Here is a 19,570-nt window from a genome sequence, read left to right as displayed (position 1 = left end):
TGACTACCCATGACCGTCGACACTGCCACCCAGGCGGCGTACATCGTCTCCGGGCTGCTGTTCATCCTGGCGCTGGCCGGGCTCTCCCAGCACGAGACGGCCAAGGCGGGCAGCTACTTCGGCATCGCCGGCATGGCCATCGCCCTGGTCGCGACCGTCGCGCTCGCCCTCGACCACGACATCAGCCGCACCAACCTCGGGCTGATACTCGCCGCGACGTCCGTGGGGGGAGCGATCGGCCTGCACCGGGCGAAGGTCGTCGAGATGACCGGCATGCCCGAACTCATCGCGCTGCTGCACTCGTTCGTCGGCCTGGCGGCCGTGCTGGTCGGCTGGAACGGCTTCCTGCTCGTGGAGCGGGACCGGCACAGCGCCGAGGCGCTGTCCCTGGGCGCCTCCGGCACACTGGGCATCCACCACGCCGAGGTGTTCATCGGCGTCTTCATCGGCGCGGTGACGTTCACCGGTTCGATCGTCGCCTACCTCAAGCTGTCCGCACGGATCAGCTCGGCGCCGCTGGTCCTCCCGGGGAAGACGGCGCTGAACGCCGGCGCCCTGGTCGCGTTCGCCGCGCTGACCGCCTGGTTCTGCGTCGACCCGCAGCTGTGGCTGCTCGCCGCGGTCACGCTGCTGGCCCTCCTCCTCGGGTGGCACCTGGTCGCCTCCATCGGGGGCGGCGACATGCCGGTGGTGGTGTCCATGCTCAACAGCTACTCCGGGTGGGCGGCAGCCGCGTCGGGCTTCCTGCTGGAGAACGACCTCCTAATCATCACCGGCGCCCTGGTGGGCTCCTCGGGTGCCTACCTGTCCTACATCATGTGCAAGGCGATGAACCGCTCGTTCGTCTCCGTCATCACCGGCGGCTTCGGGATCGAGGCCGGACCGAGGACGGACACCGACTACGGCGAGCACCGCGAGGTTGCCGCGGACGGTGTGGCCGAACTGCTCAGCACTGCCCGGTCGGTTGTGATCACCCCCGGCTACGGCATGGCCGTGGCGCAGGCCCAGTACGGCGTGGCCGAGCTGACCCGGAAACTCCGAGACAGGGGCGTCCAGGTCCGGTTCGGGATCCACCCGGTCGCCGGCCGGCTTCCTGGGCACATGAACGTACTGCTGGCCGAGGCGAAGGTCCCCTACGACGTGGTCCTGGAGATGGACGAGATCAACGGCGACCTCGCTGAGACCGACGTCGTACTGGTCATCGGCGCGAACGACACCGTCAACCCAGCCGCTGCCGAGGATCCCACCAGCCCGATCGCCGGGATGCCTGTCCTCACTGTCTGGAACGCCCGGGACGTGGTCGTGTTCAAGCGCTCGATGGCCTCGGGCTACGCCGGAGTCCAGAACCCGCTGTTCTTCCGGGAGAACACGTCGATGCTCTTCGGCGACGCCAAGGACCGGGTCGAGGACATCCTGCGGGTGCTCTGAGCCCACCTTTCCCGATGTGGCGCACGCGCTGACCGGATCGACGGACGCGAGCCTGACGCTGGTCCACGCGAAGACGCTCGGCACCGTGCTCTCGGTGTGCGGGAAGGAGCCTACGTCGTGGATCAAGCACGGGCAGCCGTTCCGTGCTGTCGGCGGCGCCCGGACCTGTGAAGCGTGCTTCCGGGCTGTCGCCGATGAGTAGCGACACCGCGCGTCCGCGACCGCGACCAAACGGGCCGCGTACAGGGCCTGAAGTCGTTGAACTTTTCGACTGTCATCGTCTAGTGAAAGTAATCGTCATATGAAAGCATTGGGCACATGGATCTGGTGAACCTGCTCGACCCCCAGCTGACGGACCTGGTTGAGACCTATGGCCGTTTCGAGCTCGCGGACGCCAGCCCGGCACCTGCGCTCTCAGCGCGCGCTGCCGCAGCCCTCTCCGACGGGGTCGTCCGCCGCGACCTGGTGGTTCCCGGCGACCCGGACGTGACCATCCGCGTGCACCGGCCGGCGGGCGCCGACGGGCCACTCCCTTGCATCGTCAGCATGCACCCCGGCGGGTACGTGCTTGGAGACATGTCGTGGGACGACCCGCTGTTCGACGACTGGTGCCCCCGGCTCTCGGTCGTAGGCGTCTCGGTCGACTACCGGCTTTCGCCGACCACGCCGTACCCGGGTCCCCTGATGGACTGCTACACCGCCCTGAAGTGGGTCTACGAGAACGCCGCCGAACTCGGCATCGACCCTTTCAAGATCGGCCTCCACGGCATCGGTGCCGGCGGCGGACTCGCCGCGGCGCTCGCTCTGGTCGCCCGAGACCACCGCGAGGTGCCGCTGGCGTTCCAGCTACTCGACAGCCCGATGCTCGACGACCACCAGCAGACGCTTTCGAGCCGTCTGCCGGGTCTGCCGATCTGGTCCTCCCGGTCCAGCGAGGTGGGCTGGCAGGCCTACCTCGGTGAGCTCCACGGCACCGAGGACGTTCCGATGTACGCCGCAGCGGCACGGTGCGGGAACCTGCGCCGGCTGCCGCCAGCCTTCGTGAGCGTCGGAAGCCTGGACGGGTTCCACGACGAGGACGTGGCGTACGCGACCCGGTTGAACCAGACCGGGATCCCGACCGAGCTGCACGTCTACGCGGGAGCACCGCACGGTTACCACCTCGCGGGCGACTCCGACGTCGCGCGCCGCGCAGCCACCGACAAGGCCAGCTGGCTGCGTCGGCACCTGACTCAATAGCACGGCTGCCAGCTGCGCTGACGCCGCACCGTGAATCAGCACGCCCGCTTTCGGCGGGCGTGCACCAACGACAGGAGAAGACAGTGACGATGCACCTGGACGAGCTCGCCACGAAGGTCGGCGAGGAACTCGGCGTGACGGGCTGGATCAGTGTCGAGCAGGACCGCGTCGACCTGTTCGCCGACGCAACCGGGGACCACCAGTGGATCCACGTCGACGCCGAGAAGGCAGCCTCCGGACCGTTCGGCGCGACGATCGCCCACGGCTACCTGACGTTGTCGATGATGCCGATCTTCCTGGGCCCGTTCATGGAGTTCGACGGCGTCGCGATGTCGCTCAACTACGGCGTCGACAAGGTCCGCTTCCCGCACCCCGTGCGGGTCGGCTCGAAGGTCCGCGCCCGCGTCTCTGTCGTGTCGGTGGAGGAGAAGCCCCAGGGCATCCTGCTGACGATGGGCTGCGTCGTAGAGATCGACGGCGTGGACAAGCCCGCCTGCGTCGCGCAGCCACTGGCCCTCCTGGTCCGCGGGTAGGGACCAGAAAATGAAACGCGACATCTACGAGGAGGACCACGAGGCGTTCCGGTCCTCTGTCCGGGAGTTCCTGCAACGCTCGGTCGTATCGGACGTCGGGGAGTACGCCACGAACAAGGCGATCCCACGGGAGTTCTGGCTCGAAGCGGGCAAGCAGGGATTCCTGGGTCTGGAGATCCCCGAGGAGTACGGCGGCTGCGCGGCCGGGGACTACCGGTTCAACGCCGCGCTCGGCGAAGAGTTCGCCAAGGTGAACGCGGCACTGATCTCCTGCTGGGGGATCCACGCCGACATCGTGGCGCCGTACATCGTCGAGCTGGCGACCAAGGAGGCCAGACAGCGCTGGCTGCCCCGCATCGCGTCGGGCGAGCTCATCTGCGCCATCGGCATGACCGAACCGTCGGCCGGTTCGGATCTCGCGGCGCTGAAGACGACCGCGGTGCGCGACGGCGACGGCTGGGTGATCAACGGTTCGAAGACGTTCATCACCAACGGCTACTCGGCGGACCTCGTGCTCGTCGCGGCCCGGACCAACCCCGCCAAGGGAGCCCGCGGCATCACCCTGTTCGGCGTGGAGGCGGACAGGGAGGGCTTCAGCCGCGGCCGCAAGCTCGACAAGGTCGGCCAGGACGAGTCCGACACGGCGGAGCTGTTCTTCGACAACGTGCGGGTCACCGATGCCGAGATCATCGGCGAGCTCGACCAGGGCTTCGTCCACATGATGCGGAACCTGCCCCAGGAACGCCTGGGCGCGGCAGTGTCCAACATCGCGCACGCGAAGCAGATCCTGCTCGAGACGCTCGAGTACGCCCTCGACCGGAAGGCGTTCGGGCAGTCGATCGGCTCCTTCCAGCACAACAAGTTCCTGCTTGCGAACCTGTTCACCCAGGTGGAAGTCACCGAGGCATATGTCGACAAGTGCGTGCTGGCACATGCTCGCGGCGAACTCGGGCCGGTGGACGCGGCCAAGGCGAAGCTGTGGTCGTCGACCGTGCAGAACGACGTGCTCGACCACTGCGTTCAGCTGTACGGCGGTTACGGCTACATGAACGAGTACCGGGTCGCCCGCGCCTGGAGAGACGCCCGGGTCACCCGGATCTGGGCCGGCTCGAACGAGATCATGAAGGAGCTCATCGGCCGCGACCTCGGTCTGTAGCTCCCGAACCCGCACCCGCACCGAGAGGAGTCGAACGTCGGTGGAGCCAGGAACGACGACCCGGGGTGCCCGACCCGGAACATCGGCGAGCACGCCAACTGCCTACGCGGTCTCGCCGGACTCCGGTGAGCACTGGAGCGCCGAGGGCGCGTGGAAAGTAGCCGACGGCATCTACCGGATTCCGTTGCCGCTGCCCATGGACAGCCTGAAGGCCGTCAACGTGTACGTCATCGAGCACACGGACGGGCTCACCCTGGTCGACGGCGGGTGGGCGATCGAGGTCGCGCGCAGCACCCTGGAGCGCTGCCTGCGCCAGATCGGGTACGGCTTCGGCGACATCAGGCGATTCCTGGTCACCCACATCCATCGCGACCACTACACCATGGCAAGCGCGCTCGGCGGCGAGTACGCAGCGGAGATCCTCCTGGGCGCCGCAGAGAAGCCCGGCCTGGAGCTGGTCCACCGGCTCGACCAGCTGGCCGAGAGCCCGTTCGCCGGCGCGTTGGCCTTGGCCGGCGCACTCGAGCTGGCCGCCGCTTGGTCCCGCGTGGATCACGAGGTCTACGACCCCCGTTGGTGGCGCTCCCCCGACCGCTGGCTCGACGGTGACGTCCAGATCGATGTCGGCACCCGGACGTTCGGGGCGATCCACACACCCGGGCACACCCCGGGGCATTACGTCTTCACCGAGCTGGAGGCCGGCCTGCTGTTCGCCGGCGACCACGTGCTGCCGACGATCACGCCCTCGATCGGGTTCACCGCCCCGCCGTCGCCTGACCCTCTGGGCGACTTCATGGCGTCGCTGACGAAGGTGCGGGCCCTGCCCGACCTTCAGCTCCTGCCGGCGCACGGCCCGGTCGCGCCGTCCGCGCATGCCCGGGTCGACGAGCTGCTCGCCTTCCACGAGCACCGGCTCGAGGCGAGCCTGCAGGCACTGGCGCCGTCGGCGGCGACCGCGTACGCCGTGGCCCACCAGCTGCACTGGACGCGCCATGAGAAGGCGATGAGCGAGCTGGACACGATGAGCCAGGGCATGGCGGCGATGGAGACCAAGGCGCACCTGGAGCTCCTGGTCGCCCGGGGTCAGGCCACCCGGCAGGACTCCCCCGATGGCGTCGTCTTCCGTGCCGTCCACCCCGGGACCACGGCATGACGACGTCGGCCGGCTCCGCGCACGACAGGTCCGACTGCGAGAGAGGTGACGCATGCAGAAGGCAGCGGTAGCAGGGATCGGCAGCACCAGGTTCACCGAGGACCTGGATGCCTCGGGCACCGACCTCGCACTGGAGGCAATCACCCTCGCCCTCCACGACGCGGGGCTGGACCCCAGTGAGGTCGACGGCGTCGTGAAGTACAGCCTGGACACCTCGACGTCCCCCGAGATGCTGGCAGCGAACCTGGGCGCCGACATCGGGATGTGGGCCGAGCTCCCCCACGGAGGCACCGCGTCGTGCGCGACGCTCGCCCACGCCGCGATGGCGGTGGAGAGCGGTGCTGCCGAGGTCGTGGTCTGCTTTCGTTCCGTGACCGCCTACGACTTCGGCGCGGGCGCGCGGCACAACTCCCAGTGGATCGCCGCCCGGCAGGCGGGCCTGCGCGAGTTCGTCCGCCCCTACGGCTGGGGCCAGCTCGCCCAGACCTTCGCACTGCAGTGCCGGCGCCACATGCACGAGTTCGGGACGACCGAGGAGCACCTGGGACTGATCGTGGAGGCGATGCGCGCCCATGCCGTGACCAACCCGAACGCGCTGCGCGGAGCGCTGGCGCCCGGCGAGTACGGCGCGTCGCCGTACGTCGCGGCGCCGCTGCGCGAGGCCGACTGCTTCATCTTCCCGAGCGCGGGGGCGTGCGCGGTCGTGGTGACGTCGACGGCACGGGCGCGCAGCCTGCGCCAGCAGCCGGTGGTCATCGCCGCGGCTCTCGGAGCGACCGCGCCACGCACGACACCGTTCTGGGAGCTCTGGCCGCTGCGCGACGGCCCGATCACCGAGTACGCGTCCCGGACGCTCGCGCCGCGCCTGTACGCCCGCGCCGGGATCTCGGTCGCGGACATCGACGTCGCCCAGATCTATGACTGCTACAGCTACACCCTGCTCGCCCAGCTCGAGGACTACGGATTCTGCGAGAAGGGCGAGGCCGGCCCGTTTGTCCAGGACGTTGGGATCCAGCTGGGCCAGGGCCTGCCCGTCAACACGCACGGCGGCCACCTCGGCGAGGCGTACATCCACGGCTTCAACCACATCGTCGAGGGAGTCCGTCAGATCCGGGGCACCGCGGCCGCGCAGGTGCCCGACGCGGAGGTCGCGCTCGTCACCGGCGGCGCGCCGGGTCCGACCAGCGCCCTCGTCCTGACCCAGGATCGGTGAGACGTGCGTACCACTGTCGTCCCCCGCGTCACGCCCGAGACCGCAGGCTTCTGGGCGCACTGCCGCGACGGCGTGCTGTCAGTCCAACAGTGCTCCGACTGCGGCCACCGGCGGTTCCCGCCGCAACCGATGTGCTCGCAGTGCCATTCCCGGTCCAGCTCCTGGGCGCCGGTCGACCCGAACGCGACGCTCTACACCTACACCGTCGTCCCGGGTCCCGGTGCCGCGTGGGAGGTGCCCCTTCCCGGGGAACACGGGTACCCGTTCGCGATCGCGATCGTCGAGCTCGGCACGGCCAACCCCGTTCGGATGGTCACCGACATCGGCACGGAGTGGCTCGACCGGATTCGGATCGGGATGCCGATGACGGTGGTGTTCGAGCGCGTGAACGACGAGATCAACCTCCCCAGATTCGTGCCCGACCCCGAGGAATCCACAGGTGCCGCTGCGCGAGCCGAGAACCAGGAAGGGTGACCGAGAGCTGATGACCGAGGTGACGACGCGACCCGGTTCGGCGATCGACCGGGACGGCCCTCAGAGCCGGACACTGCCGGGGTTCCTGGCCGAACGAGCACGGGACCGAGGCGACGACGTCTGCCTGATCGACGCGACGACGGGCGAAAGCGTGAGCTACCGGGCGCTGTTCGACGGCGCCCGCCGCCTGGGTGCGGGCCTCGATGTTCTCGGGGTTGCCGCCGGCGACACCGTGGCCACGATGGTCACCCACTCGCTGGACACTTACCGCCTCTGGTTCGGACTCACCGACATCGGCGTGCTCGAGGTCCCGATCAACACCAAGTACAAGGGGCGGATGCTCGAGCACATCCTCCAGGACTCCGGCGCGACCGCGGTCGTGATCGACCCAGCCTTCCATGACGACCTGTGCGAGGTGCTCAGGTCGGCGTCGCTGCCGAACCTGAGGTGGGTGCTGGTCACCGGTTCGGCCGCCGTCCCGAGAACTTCGGCGCACCTCGAGACCCGCGCACTCACCGAGATCTGGTGCGACGCGCTTCCCGAGGACGTTCCGGCGGCCCACGACCGGGCACCGCACGACCTCTCGATGGTCATGTACACCTCGGGCACCACCGGGCCCTCGAAAGGCGTCCTCGTGCCGTGGGGCCAGGTCGACTCGACGACCACGGGCGTCTTCCCCGAGGACACCTACGTGCCGGGGACCGTCCTCTACGGCCCGTTCCCGCCGAACCACATCGGCGGCCGGCTGTTCGCCTCGATCGCGATTCGGTACGGGGTCGTCGCGGTCATCCGCGACACGTTCAGCGCGTCGGCCTTCTGGACCGATGTCGAGCGGTACGGCTGCACGACGACGGCGCTCGTCTCGGCGATGGCAAACATCCTGTGGAAAGCCGCGGCCGGTGGGCACGATGCCGACAACAGCCTGCGCGACGTCCTGATGATCCCGCTCATCCCTGAGTTCAAGAGCTTCGAGACCCGCTACGGCGTCCGGATCTGCACGGTGTTCAACATGACCGAGGTCAGCGTCGTGACCGAGAGCGAATGGGCCGTCGACGAGTGGCGCAGCTGCGGCAGGGTCCGCCAGGGAGGTCCCGGTTATGAGCTGCGGATCGTGGACGCGCACGACTACCCGGTCCCGGCCGGCGAGGTCGGAGAGCTGGTCTGCCGCACCGACACGCCCTGGGCGATGAACGCCGGCTACTTCGGGCAGCCCGCTCAGACCGCCGCCGCGTGGCGCAACGGGTGGTTCCACACCGGCGACGCGTTTCGGGCCGACGACGAGGGGCGCTTCTACTTCGTCGACCGGATCAAGGACGCCATCCGCCGACGCGGCGAGAACGTCTCCTCGTTCGAGGTCGAGCGGGAGGTGCTCGACCATCCCGACGTGCTGGACTGCGCCGCGATCGGCGTACCGGGCGAGCTCGGCGAGGAAGAGATCAAGGTATTCGTCGTCCGGACAGCGGGCGCGGAGCTGAGCGCGGAGCTGCTGATCGCCTTCATGGCCTCGAAGTGCGCGGCCTTCATGGTGCCGCGCCATGTCGAGTTCGTCGATGCTCTGCCCAAGACCCAGGCGACCGACCGCGTGAAGAAGGCCGAGCTGAGGCAGCTCGAAGCGCAGCGCCGGCAGGCGCGGGGCGAGGTTCCGGTCACCGAGACCGGCTCCTGAGGAAGCCACAATTTCGGTGATACTCGTCAGGAGACTGCTACTTTCAATAGACTATTGTCGTCTGATCGGTGATGGCGGCTCCGTGGCGTCCCAGCCGGAGCAGGGTCCCGGTCGCCCATCGAAGCGAAGAGAGTCAACGTGGCGAAGACCCAGTCCTCGAGTACGGCGAACGCCGGCGAGCAGTCCGAATCCCGGATTCCCGCGAACGCCGCTCCCCCCCGCGACCTGCGGGCTCGCAAGCAGCGGCGCGCACGCGAGCGGGCAGCCCAGGTGGCGAGCCAGCTCTTTCGGGAGCGTGGTTACGACGAGACCTCCCTGGAAGAAATCGCAGACGAGGCGGAGATGTCGGTCAGCTCTCTGCTGCGCTATTTCGGCAACAAGGAACGCTTGGCCCTGGCTCGCCACATCGACCACCTCGAGGCCTTCCGCTCGCACATGACCGAGGATCAGCTGACGACCCTGGAGCGATGGCGCGCGTTCATCGTGGACCAGACCACGTCATTGCTCTCGTTCGACAGCTACAACGAAGAGCGACAGCTGATCATCTCCGTCCCGGCGCTGCTTCGGCTCCTGTCCCGGATCCAGCTCGACCAGCAGGACGAGCTCGCCGAGGCGTTCGCGCGCGAAGCCGACCTCGATCCCGAGGAGGACCTCTACGGTCGCCTTCTCGCGGCGCTGCTCGTCGCCGGCAACGAGGCTGTCTACATCCAGTGGCTGCGGTCCAAGGGCAAGGGGGACCTCGCACAGATGTCCCTCACGGTGGTCAACTTCGCGGCGACACGCCTCGGCTCACGCGATGAGGTAGCCGCCGACTTCGTCACGATCGCGCCGGGCCCGCGCGAGGCTTCCCACCTCTGACCTCCCGAGGCCGGCGATGATCCGGCACCTCGTCGACCGAGCCCTCATCAGTGCCGACTGCCCGCAGCGCACCTTCGGGGCCGCTCGGCACGTCGCGCGCCGCCGGGGCGCAGCCTGCCCGGGCGCACAACCGGGCGCGCCCTGCCGGCGACCAGGGCTCCTCAAAAAGAAAGTGATTCGCATCTGACGAAAGAATTTTTCTGACAATCATTTGTATTTTGGAGTGACTTGCGCCACGCTGTCGGGGACAGCCGATCACGGGGATAGCTGACAGCTAGTAAATGGAGAATCTTGTGCGCACAAAGCTTGCGGGTCTCGTGCTCGTGGTCGGATTGGCGACCGCGGCCTGTGGAAGTAACGACAGCGCGGCACCGGCCGACCTGTCGGCGGCGCCGAAGGCCGGCGGCAGCCTCACGGTCGCGGACCCGCTGGTCCCGTCGTCGCTGGACCCGATCGCCAGCTTCGGCGGCGGAGACCACATGTCGCTCTACCCGATCTACGACCGCCTGGTGAACTTCGACGCCAAGACGCTCAAGCCGGAGCCCGGCCTGGCCACCTCCTGGAAGTTCTCGGACCCGAAGACGCTGGTGCTGGCACTCCGCGACGGCGTGAAGTTCCAGGACGGCACCCCGGTGAACGCCGACGCGGTCAAGTTCAACCTCGACCGTGCCATCAACGACAAGACCTCGAAGATCGCCTCCGACCTCGCGACCGTCGACTCCGTGAAGGTCACCGGTCCCGTTGAGGCGACGATCCACCTCAAGCAGCCCGACGCTTCCATCGTCCTGACCCTCGCGGACCGCGCCGGCATGATGGCCTCCCCGACCGCGGTCAAGAAGTGGGGCGCCGACTACAGCCGGCACCCGGTCGGCGCCGGCGCGTACGTGTTCGACAAGTACGCGGCCAACGACCAACTGGTGGTCCAGAAGAACAAGGACTACTGGCAGGCGGGAAGGCCGTACCTGAACACCATCACCTTCAAGTACTTCGCCGATCAGCAGACGGCGAACAACGCGCTGCAGGCGCACCAGGCCGATGTCGTGCTCAACGCCGACCTGGCTGACGTCTCGACGCTGAAGGCGATGTCCGGCGTGAAGGTGCTCAGCGCGCCGTCGCTGCTGACCGGCGGCTGCTACATCAACTTCTCGCGTGCGCCGTTCAACAACGTCGACGCACGGCACGCGTTGGCCGTGGCCATCGACCGGAAGGCGCTGAACAAGTCCTACGCGTTCGGACTCGCCGAGCCGACCAGCTCGATCTTCCCGAAGGGCTACTGGGCTGCTGACGCCAAGCTCGACGACACTTTCGCCTACGACCCCGACAAAGCCCGTGACCTGCTGGCGAAGGCCGGCCACTCCGGCGGTCTGAAGATCACCGGGCTGGCGTTCCAGGACACCGGCGAGGTGCGTCGTGCGGAGATCATCCAGGAGCAGCTGAAGAAGGTCGGGATCGACATGAAGCTCGAGGTCTTCGACGCCGCGACGGTGGCCAAGAAGTTCTTCACCGACAAGGCCTACGACATCGCCTGCGCGAGCTGGAGCGGTCGGCCGGACCCGAGCCAGACGGCCGGCAGCCTGCTCTCGAGCACCTCGTTCTACAACGCCGGTGCGTACGCCGCGCCCGGCATGCCTGAGGCCCTGTCCGCCGCCGCCGCCGCGCAGACCGATGCCGACCGGGTCGCCGCGCTGAGCAAGGTCGTGGACCTGAACCAGCAGTCCGTCGTATGGCTCCCGCTGCTGAGCGAGCCGAACGTCACGGCAGCCTCGGACAAGGTCCAGGGCATCGATCCCAACCTCTACGGGAAGATCGACGTCTCCTTCCTCTCCCTGATCAGCTGAGGCATCAGTCCACCCGGTACCGGGTGGACTGATCCCACTTCCCTGGCGTGCTACCCCCCGGCGCACCTGAGCGAGGGTCGGACGGGTCACCGCCCTTCCGGCCCTCGCGTGCACCCTGACCTCACGGGCAGGACGCGTGACCGCCATACCGCGCCGCGCCGGACGAAAAGGCCCTCTCATGACGGCCCGCAAGAGCACTTGCGCCCGCTCCACCGCAGGTGAGCAGCCGCGCCTCGTGGAATGCTTCGCGCCCGGCTGCGGCGCGGAACCCAGCGTCCTGCGCACGGTCTGGGAGAGCGAGTGCCTGCGTGAGAGGGAACCAGTCAGCCTTCCGGAGGACGCCTCGCTTCCTGCCGGCGCACGGCTTCTCAACGCTCTGAAACACCCTCCACGTACGCGCCGGCCGCCCCACGCCGTACGGGACGGGCTCCTCACGGAAGGAGCGGTGTATCTGTCGGGGCAACACGCCCCGGGCGGGACGGAGCAGCCGCCGCCCCGACTGTCGGCCTAGCTGAGCTGGCCTCGGGCTTTCACCATGAGTGGTGTCCGGTGGGTGACCGGGACAGCAGAAAGCACTCCTGACCTGCAACGATAGGACTTGCTGAGGGTCCTGTACGCGGCGAGGAAAGAAGCACTTCTCAGGTGAAGAAGAGTATCGGGTCCCATCGCCTGTCCGCCTCGAGGGCGGTGGCCGCTCGGTGGTCTCGCAGGCCGGGTCGGTGCTGCTGGTCGAGACGGTCCGCAAGTCCGGCCTTGACCGAGCGATATCGACGGCGCTGGCGCCCTGGTGCAAGCCGCGGGCGGTGCACGATCCGGGCAAGGTCCTGCTGGATGTTGCGCTCGCGACGGCTCTGGGCGGGGACTGCCTGGCGGATGTGGCGATGCTGCGGCACGATCCGCTGTAACGGCTGGCCTTCTTGATCCGTCAGTCTCCGGACCTTGATCGGCTCCGCCACCGCGCCTCCCCGAACCTCGGATACCTGCCCACATCCAAACGGTCCGGACCGTGCCACCGCCGGCAGCGGGAAGAGGCGAGTGAGGTCGGCATCCAGGACACCCGGCCGGTCAGCGGCGGGGACCGGGAAAAACCCGGACAACGCCGTCGAAATGTCCGCCTTGGTGCGGCCGCTGTACGACTCCGCCATGGAGGTGCCGACGTGCCCGTATTGCAGTCCAAGGACGATCCGGCCGCCGGGACGGCGGTAGATGAACCAGGCGACCGTGCGTCGCAGCCGCCGCAGGGTGACGGACCCGTGCGGGTCGGGGGAATAATCTTGTGATCGCGGCCGAGGCGGATGGCCTGCTCGTTGGCCCAGGCGATGAACTTCTTGATCCGGGCGGGTCAATCGCCCCGCCGTGGAACTCTTCCTCGTCGTCGGACCTCGCCTTCTGTGTCAGTGAGCGAGGGAACAGCAGTTGGTCGTCGTGTAGGGATTCGAGCACCTTCACGGCCCGGTCAACCAGCTCGATGACGGTCCAGGGCGCGGGGCGGATCTCTCCTTCCGGGAGGGTGTTGCCCTCGTCGTCGGTGATGCCTTTGAAGTGCCGGCCGGTGATCCGGTACCGGACGGTGCCGTCCTCGCGGTCCTGGCGAGTGGAGCATCCGCGCTCGAGGTGGAGCACTTCTTCAGGACGCATCCCGGACAGGTATCCGATGGTGACCAGCGCGGCAGTTGACAGACGGACGGCCAGGGCGCGGGCCTCGGTGAAGTCAATGAAGTCCGTCCAGCACTGCCCGTCGACGGCGCCAGTGATCGCCGTCTGCAGGAAGGCGCCGTCGGCGAACTCCAAGCCGTCTAGCTCATGTGCGTGGTCCCGGACTGTCTTGACGACCTGGCCCTCACTGATGCGCCCGGAGCGCACCGTCGCTGAGAGCGCGACATTATGCCCTTCCATTCCGTCCAGATGTCCGGTTCATCTCCGCTCGCGCGGCGAGCACCCCGACTGGTCGTGAGCAGCGGTTTTCACAGGCTGTCCCGCACTTCCCGGCGGATCAAGCAGCGGAGCCCGGTGCGTGCGAACGCAAGACGGCCGGAAGGCCTGGTAGCGGAGCCACCAGGCCTTCCGGCCGACGCGAGGCCTAGCCGTTGACGACGTTGTCGTAGCGCAGGGCGACGTACCCGGAGGCGGCGTGGCCTGCGATGCGGCCGTCGGTGCCACCGTTGAGGTAGTCCTGGCCGCGCATCATGTCGTCGTTGGTGTTGGCCTCGTGGATGTACGAGAACTTGCCGGCTGCCTTGTCGACCCACTTCTCGAAGAGCACCACATGCCCGTCCTGGGTGTTCAGCGCGTCGCCGGGCTGGAGGTCGGACTTCGAGATGGTGCTGCCGGCGCCCGGCAGGCTGGCGGTGGTGTAACTGGTGGCGGCGTGCCAGGTCATGGAGACGAAGCCCGAGCAGTCGGTGCGGTACGTGTGGTCGCCGTCCGGGTCGGAGGCGTACGCGCTCTGGCTGTAAGGGATGTCGCGGTTCAGCCAGTTCACGGCACGGCTCATGATCTCGGTGCGAGTGATCTGACCGCCTCGGGTGGAGGGGGTGGAGGTGGGAGGCGCGGGCTGCTGGTAGGTGCAGTCGCCGGCGTAGGCGGAGAGCAGGGTCTGGGTCCAGCCGCTCGCATCGACCGGGTCGTCGGAGTGGTAGGCGATGTCGCTGCCGTTGCCGTCAGTGGGGTCGGCGTCGTGGTACCAGTACATACCGCCGTTCGTACGGCCGTAGTAGAGACCGCCGCCGGGTGAGACCAGGCTGTCGACCGCAGACCAGCCGCTGCTCTTCAGGTCCGAGCGCTCCCAGTCCCCGACGCCGTTGATCTGGTACGAGAGGAGCTTGCCGTCGGACGTGGTGGCGAGGAGGACGTCGTCACCGACGGCCGCGAGGGTCTTGAGGACGAAACCCTCGTCGATCACGACGTGCTTCGCGATGTGGGCGGGCCCGCTGGGCTTGGCCTGGGACACGTTGTAACGGTGGAGTTGGCCAGCGACCGTGCCGTAGAGGTGACCGGCGCCGTCGTACGTCATCTTGTCGAAGGTCCAGCCGCTGTCCCAGATCCGGGTGACGCCTGCCAGGGCCAGGGCGTTGTTGTTGGTCTGGATGTCTACGCGATAGAGCTCACCGGCCGTCGAGGTCACAAGGACGGTGTTGAAGTTGAGGGTGGCCATCGCCTTGGGTGTGAAGCCGAGGTCAGGGCCGATCAACGTCTTGACCCGGTCGCCGGTGTTCGGGGATATCGCGGTGTAGGTGAGGCGTCCGTCGGGAAGCGTGCCGTAGACCGAGACGTCGCCACCGCAGATGGCGGCGGCCTGGGCGGGAGCCGTCGAGAGTGTGACCAGGCCGAGGCTGGTGGCGCCGAGGGCGAGGGTGGCGGTCAGACGGCGCTTGAGGGACGTCGAGAGCATGGGATTCTCCGATTTCGGGCAGCCCTGACACAGGCGCGTCGGGCTGGAGGTGTGTGAACGGGGAGGAGGTGCGGTGCCGGGCAGGCGTGAAGCGGCCGGCTGCCTCGTGAAGCCGGGTGGGAAGCGGGTCGGTCGGGGTGCTCGGGCAAGCTTGGTTGGCCGGCCTGGGCGGGGATCGGATCGATGAGCGTTCTGATGGTCGTCCGAGTGAGCGCCAGGGACTCGAGGTGGTCCCGGCCTCCCTCAGCGGGCCCTGTGCTTCGTCGAGGCGGGGCCCCGGTGGTTGCGTGGCCGTTGTGCGTGTTCAGGTCTGCCGGGGGCGGGTCCTGAACCAGTGACTGCGGATCGGTGGATTCCGCCCGCACCCCGCCATCGGACGAGGGCGGAGTCGCTCATGGACTCGTGAACTGCCTTCTCAGTACCAGTTGTTGTTCACGAAGTGGGTCCAGGCGCCGCAGGGTGTGCCGTACTGGCCGTCGATGTAGGACAGGCCCCACTTGATCTGCGTGACGGGGTTGGTGAGCCAGTCGTCGCCGAAGGCGTCCATCTTGGAGCCGGGCAGCGCCTGGGGGATGCCGTAGGCCGTGGAGTTCGGGTTGTCGGCCCAGTAGCGCCAGCCGCTCTCCTTGTCCCAGAGCTGCTCCAAACAGTTCCACTGGGTGGTGCTGTTCCAGGCTCCGCCGTCGTACTTGTTCATCAAGTCGTGGCCGGCCGCCTTCACGGCGGGGATGTCGGTGCCGTCGAGCGGGTCGACGCTGGTGGTGCAGCCGAAGGTCTCCGGCTGGGCAGAGAGCAACTGTTGTGTCCAGCCACCCGTGTTGACGGGTGTGTCGTTGTGATACGCGATGTCGGTGCCCGTGCCATCGGCCGGGTCGGCGTCCTTGTACCAGTACATGGCGCCCGTGGTCGCGATACGGCCGTAATAGAGGCCGCCGCCTGGCGAGACGACCTGATCGAAGCCGGACCAGCCGGACGTCTTGAGGTCGTCCCGGTCCCAACTGCCGTCGCTGCTGATCCTGTACGAGAGGAGCGCGCCGGCCGCGGTGGTGGCAAGAAGGCGGTCGTCGCCGACGGCGGTGAGGGTTTTCAGGACGAAGCCGCTGCCGATCTCCTTGCGCTGGCCGATGTGGGCGGAGCCGGTCGGCTTGGGCTGAGAGACCAGGTACTGGAGGAGAAGGCCGCCGGCCGTGCCGTAGAGGTGGCCGTGTCCGTCGTAGGTGAGCTTGTCGTGGGTCCAGCCGCTGTCGAAGAGCTTGACGGGCGGACGCTCCAGGACGAGGGAGGTGTTGTTGGTCAGGACATCGAGACGGTAGAGCGCACCGGTGGTCGACGTGACGAGGATGGTGTTGAAGTTGAGCGTGGCAATCGCTCGCGGCTCGAAGCCCAGGTCCGCTCCGACCAGTACCTTCTTCAACTCGCCCGTGGCAGGCGTGATGGTGCTGAAGGTGAGGCGACCGTCGGGCAGGATGCCGTAGATCGAGGCGGTCCCGCTGCATGTGGTCGCGGCCTGCGCGGCCGGGGCGGTGGCGACGGCGCTGAGCAGCCCGGCGCCGAGGAGGCCGGAAAGGGCTGTCAGAGTGGTCTTGCGGGCAGTCATGCGGAGAGCGGTGGGCACGGTGTTTTCCCCCAAGGAACATCAGGTGCAGGCAGGCCGGGCGCAGAGCCTTACGACGGTGGTGTGCCGCAGCGCTGCGACGTCGTCGGCCCCGGTGCGGCGGGTTCAGCGGAGCGGTGCGGCGATGGTGTAGCCGAAGGCACGCAGCGGCGTGCGGGCGCTGGTGAGGATGGCGTGGGCCTGGCCGAGAGCGGCGGCTTCCGAGGTGGCCCGCAGGAAGAGGTAGAGGTCCATGCCGTCGTCGGAGGCCCTGGCCCGCAGATGCTCGAGCCCGTGCGCCGCGGTGGTGTGGGCCCAGACGAGATCGGTGAGGACGGCGGGCACGTCGCGGTGGACGTGGTGCGGTCCCGCGAGTGTGGCCCTGATGACGTGCACGCGCTCTAGTCCCAGTTGATGCTGCCGGCCACGGACCCGGGTGCCGTGTCCCCGTTGGTGCTGCCTGCCGCGGATCCGGGCACCGTGTCCCAGTTGATGCTGCCGGGGACGGAGGCGCTGACGCGATGGCCCTCGGCGCCGGCCGCCGCGGTGGTGACGGCGATGCAGCAGAGAAGGGTGACGACGGCGACAGAGGCGGTGCGGGCGGTGCGGGACATGGTTCCCCCAGGATCAGAAGTCGGGATGCGGTTCCTTCGGTGTGCTGTGTCGCGCGCTGTTCCGGACCGTCCTTGCGGCTCTGGCCCCGAGCCGGGGACTTTCGCCCCGCCGTTCCGGTGAGCACCATGCTGCTGCCTCCGCCACCTGGCGGGAAGGGATTCCGGCTGTCCCCAAGAAGCCTTGGCACGTTGGTGACAGCCTTCGCCTACGATCGCGTCAGGCGCCGCTCGGGGAGGGCGGCCGGACTTCAGCTGGGGGGCCGGAGGACATGCTGCAGGCACTGGGTCTTGAGGCGAACGCGGAAGCTGTGTACCGGGGGATGCTGGCGGACCCGTCGGGCGGGATCGCCGAACTGAGCGTCCGTCTGGGGCGCACGGAGGCGCAGGTGCGCGCGGGATTGGATCGGCTCGTCGATCTCGACCTGCTCCGGCCCTCCCGTGACAGTCCCGGTGCGCTGCGCCCGGTAAGACCCGAACTGGGCCTGGAAATACTGCTGTTCCGTCAGGAGGAGGAACTGGCCCGGCAGCAGAAGGAGATGATTCGCAGCAAGGCGGCCGCGGCGCAGTTGGTTTCCGAGTTCGCCGAGCTCCGTCCGAACACCGAGGTCGACGGCGCGGAGCGGCTGGTGGGGATGGACGCCATTCAGGATCGGCTCGAACAGCTCGCCCGCGGCCTGGAACGGGAATGCCTGGCGATCCTGCCGGGCGGCGCGCTCTCTCCGGCCAGCCTGGAGGCGTCCCGGCCGCTCGACGAGCGGGCGCTGGCTCAAGGTATCGAGATGCGTTCGGTGTACCAGGAGAGTGCCCGCAAGGATCCGGCGACGCTGTCCTACGCCCGGTGGCTGACGGAGCAGGGCGGACAGGTGCGCACCAGTCCGCTGCTCCCGCCGCGCCTTCTGGTGTTCGACCGTACGGTCGCGGTCGTCCCCATCGACCCCGATCACTCGCGCCTGGGCGCACTGTGCACCCGCGCGCCGGGTATCGTCGCCTCGCTCATCACCTTGTTCGAGCAGACGTGGAACGCCGCTGTCCCGCTCGGGGCGGACCGTCCCAGTGCCACCGATGCACGTCCGAGCCCGGTCGAGCTCGAGTTGTTGAAGCTTCTGGCCTCCGGCATGACCGATGAGGCGGCCGGTAAGCGTCTGGGTGTCTCGTTGCGCACCGTCAGGCGACAGATGTCCGCGCTGATGGAACGCCTCCACGCCACCAGTCGCTTTGAAGCCGGCCTCAAGGCGGCGCGGCAGGGCTGGATCTGAGAGAACAGGTCGGCGCCGAGACCCTCACCCTCAACGGCATCCGCCTCGACGCGGGCGCCGCCGTTCGACGGACGCAAGAACTCCGGCATCGGCCGGGAGTTCGGCCCCGAGGGCCTTGCCTTGTACTTCGCGTACCGGACCGTCAACCTGCCCGCCCCTGCCCCGGTCTCCCGACGGAGCGCCGTCGGCCCAGCCGTGCCGGCGGCTCCCGGTACCTCCCAGGCGGCCCGTCCGAGGCACTGTTCCGGCCGGGCACCGCCGGGCGGGCAATGCCCGGCGGGTCCGTGCGGCGCCACTGCGTCGCACGGACCCGCCGCCCCGGCGGGCGTGCACCCCACCGGCGAAGTCGATCCCTCGGCCGAGCGGTGCGCTGCGGCTCAGCCGGTGAAAGGCACGTACAGGCAGGGCACGGGCTTCGGGTGGGCGGGGTCCAGTGCGTTGAGCACCAGGGTCAGCGCCCGCGGCCGGAAAACCAGCTCGACGTGGCCGGACAGGTCGATGGCACAGCCGTCCTGGAGCGTGATGTTGGTGACGTCCGGACCGCTGAGGAAGTCGTTGGTGTACGGCGAGGCCAGCTCGTCGTACTTGCTGGCGATCACGGTGTAGTGGACCCCGGGGACGGTGTCGCCGCCCGCGTTGAGGTCGGCCAGGAAGTCGGAGCCGGCCAGCTGCTGGGAGCACGCGTCGCAGACGATCGAGTCGACGTCGGAGACCGCCCCCAGCAGATGCAGGTAGTCGAGTAGGGGGGTGAACCCGCTGACGGTGCCGCCGTGGTTGGTGGGGCCGAGGCCGACCAGGGTGTGGACCTTTGCGGCGCCGCTCAGGTACTTGAGGTAGTAGCGGGGCACCATGCCGCCCTGCGAGTGGCCGACCAGGTCGACCTGGTCGGCTCCGGTGGCCGTGAGCACCTGGTCGACGAAGGTGCGCAGGGTGTCGGTGCTGCCCTGGATCGACCAGACGCCCTTGTTGACGAACAGCTCGGGGCCGCCGTAGTTGAAGGTGAAGACGCAGTAGCCGTTGTTGTGGAGCAGCGGGGAGAGCACGTCCCCGTTCAACCGCTCGTTGGCGAGCGTGCCGTGGACCAGCACGACCGGACGCGGGTGGGCGGCGCTCGGTCGGCAGGACCAGTCGTTGGCGCCGGGGGGCGGGGTGTTCGG

Annotated in this window: 18 protein-coding genes and 1 pseudogene; 13 read left to right on the top strand and 6 right to left on the bottom strand. The window is 68.5% G+C overall.

The annotated features are described in order from the left end of the window. Positions 1-9 precede the first annotated feature (9 nt). The 12 genes and pseudogenes from pntB to LRD69_RS29240 all read left to right on the top strand — a co-directional run. A complete protein-coding gene (pntB, locus tag LRD69_RS29295) occupies positions 10-1,428 on the top strand; it encodes a Re/Si-specific NAD(P)(+) transhydrogenase subunit beta (protein WP_277329531.1) in 1,419 nt (472 codons plus the stop codon). Between the two features lie 16 nt (positions 1,429-1,444). After that, entirely contained in the window at positions 1,445-1,630 is a 186-nt protein-coding gene (locus LRD69_RS29290; protein ID WP_277329530.1) for a hypothetical protein, read from the top strand. Positions 1,631-1,746: 116 nt separating this feature from the next. Further along, entirely contained in the window at positions 1,747-2,667 is a 921-nt protein-coding gene (locus tag LRD69_RS29285) for an alpha/beta hydrolase (RefSeq protein WP_277329529.1), read from the top strand. 89 nt (positions 2,668-2,756) lie between these two features. Beyond that, a complete protein-coding gene (locus LRD69_RS29280; RefSeq protein ID WP_277329917.1) occupies positions 2,757-3,200 on the top strand; it encodes a MaoC family dehydratase in 444 nt (147 codons plus the stop codon). 10 nt (positions 3,201-3,210) lie between these two features. Then, on the top strand, positions 3,211-4,356 hold the full coding sequence (locus LRD69_RS29275) for an acyl-CoA dehydrogenase family protein (RefSeq protein ID WP_277329528.1): 1,146 nt from the start codon (positions 3,211-3,213) through the stop codon (positions 4,354-4,356). A gap of 40 nt (positions 4,357-4,396) precedes the next feature. Beyond that, a complete protein-coding gene (locus LRD69_RS29270; RefSeq protein ID WP_277329527.1) occupies positions 4,397-5,509 on the top strand; it encodes an MBL fold metallo-hydrolase in 1,113 nt (370 codons plus the stop codon). A 52-nt stretch (positions 5,510-5,561) separates the two neighbouring features. Next, positions 5,562-6,722 (top strand): lipid-transfer protein, encoded by a 1,161-nt coding sequence (locus tag LRD69_RS29265; RefSeq protein ID WP_277329526.1) that lies wholly within the window; start codon positions 5,562-5,564, stop codon positions 6,720-6,722. Positions 6,723-6,725: 3 nt separating this feature from the next. Further along, a complete protein-coding gene (locus LRD69_RS29260) occupies positions 6,726-7,196 on the top strand; it encodes a zinc ribbon domain-containing protein (RefSeq protein ID WP_277329525.1) in 471 nt (156 codons plus the stop codon). Positions 7,197-7,206: 10 nt separating this feature from the next. Next, a complete protein-coding gene (locus tag LRD69_RS29255) occupies positions 7,207-8,862 on the top strand; it encodes an AMP-binding protein (protein ID WP_277329524.1) in 1,656 nt (551 codons plus the stop codon). Between the two features lie 138 nt (positions 8,863-9,000). After that, the gene (locus tag LRD69_RS29250) at positions 9,001-9,720 is read left to right on the top strand and encodes a TetR/AcrR family transcriptional regulator (protein WP_277329523.1); all 720 of its coding nucleotides are present in this window, start codon (positions 9,001-9,003) and stop codon (positions 9,718-9,720) included. A gap of 293 nt (positions 9,721-10,013) precedes the next feature. Next, positions 10,014-11,558, top strand: coding sequence for an ABC transporter substrate-binding protein (locus tag LRD69_RS29245; protein ID WP_277329522.1), 1,545 nt, complete (start codon positions 10,014-10,016; stop codon positions 11,556-11,558). A 654-nt stretch (positions 11,559-12,212) separates the two neighbouring features. Continuing rightward, positions 12,213-12,457 (top strand): annotated as a pseudogene (locus LRD69_RS29240) (transposase); the annotation flags it as partial. Positions 12,458-12,623: 166 nt separating this feature from the next. Here the strand turns inward: LRD69_RS29240 and LRD69_RS29235 are convergent. The 5 genes from LRD69_RS29235 to LRD69_RS29215 all read right to left on the bottom strand — a co-directional run bounded on the left by LRD69_RS29235 (position 12,624) and on the right by LRD69_RS29215 (position 17,157). After that, positions 12,624-13,349, bottom strand: a complete 726-nt coding sequence (locus LRD69_RS29235) for a hypothetical protein (protein WP_277329521.1) — start codon at positions 13,347-13,349, stop codon at positions 12,624-12,626. Between the two features lie 289 nt (positions 13,350-13,638). Continuing rightward, positions 13,639-14,949 (bottom strand): hypothetical protein, encoded by a 1,311-nt coding sequence (locus LRD69_RS29230; RefSeq protein ID WP_277329520.1) that lies wholly within the window; start codon positions 14,947-14,949, stop codon positions 13,639-13,641. A 415-nt stretch (positions 14,950-15,364) separates the two neighbouring features. Further along, on the bottom strand, positions 15,365-16,546 hold the full coding sequence (locus LRD69_RS29225) for a peptidase S1 and S6 (protein ID WP_277329519.1): 1,182 nt from the start codon (positions 16,544-16,546) through the stop codon (positions 15,365-15,367). A gap of 123 nt (positions 16,547-16,669) precedes the next feature. Further along, a complete protein-coding gene (locus tag LRD69_RS29220; protein ID WP_277329518.1) occupies positions 16,670-16,939 on the bottom strand; it encodes a hypothetical protein in 270 nt (89 codons plus the stop codon). A 5-nt stretch (positions 16,940-16,944) separates the two neighbouring features. Continuing rightward, entirely contained in the window at positions 16,945-17,157 is a 213-nt protein-coding gene (locus LRD69_RS29215; RefSeq protein ID WP_277329517.1) for a hypothetical protein, read from the bottom strand. 269 nt (positions 17,158-17,426) lie between these two features. Here LRD69_RS29215 and LRD69_RS29210 point away from each other — a divergent pair, with 269 nt between their 5' ends. Beyond that, positions 17,427-18,413: a helix-turn-helix transcriptional regulator gene (locus tag LRD69_RS29210; protein ID WP_277329516.1), complete on the top strand. Its 987-nt coding sequence runs from the start codon at positions 17,427-17,429 to the stop codon at positions 18,411-18,413. A gap of 377 nt (positions 18,414-18,790) precedes the next feature. Here the strand turns inward: LRD69_RS29210 and LRD69_RS29205 are convergent, their stop codons facing one another. Continuing rightward, positions 18,791-19,501, bottom strand: coding sequence for an alpha/beta fold hydrolase (locus tag LRD69_RS29205; protein WP_277329515.1), 711 nt, complete (start codon positions 19,499-19,501; stop codon positions 18,791-18,793). Positions 19,502-19,570: the final 69 nt, after the last annotated feature.

The organism is Streptomyces sp. JH14, assembly GCF_029428675.1.
Taxonomy (GTDB): Bacteria; Actinomycetota; Actinomycetes; order Streptomycetales; family Streptomycetaceae; genus Streptomyces.
Note: the sequence above shows the minus strand (reverse complement) of the source record. Positions and strands in the feature narration are given on the sequence as shown.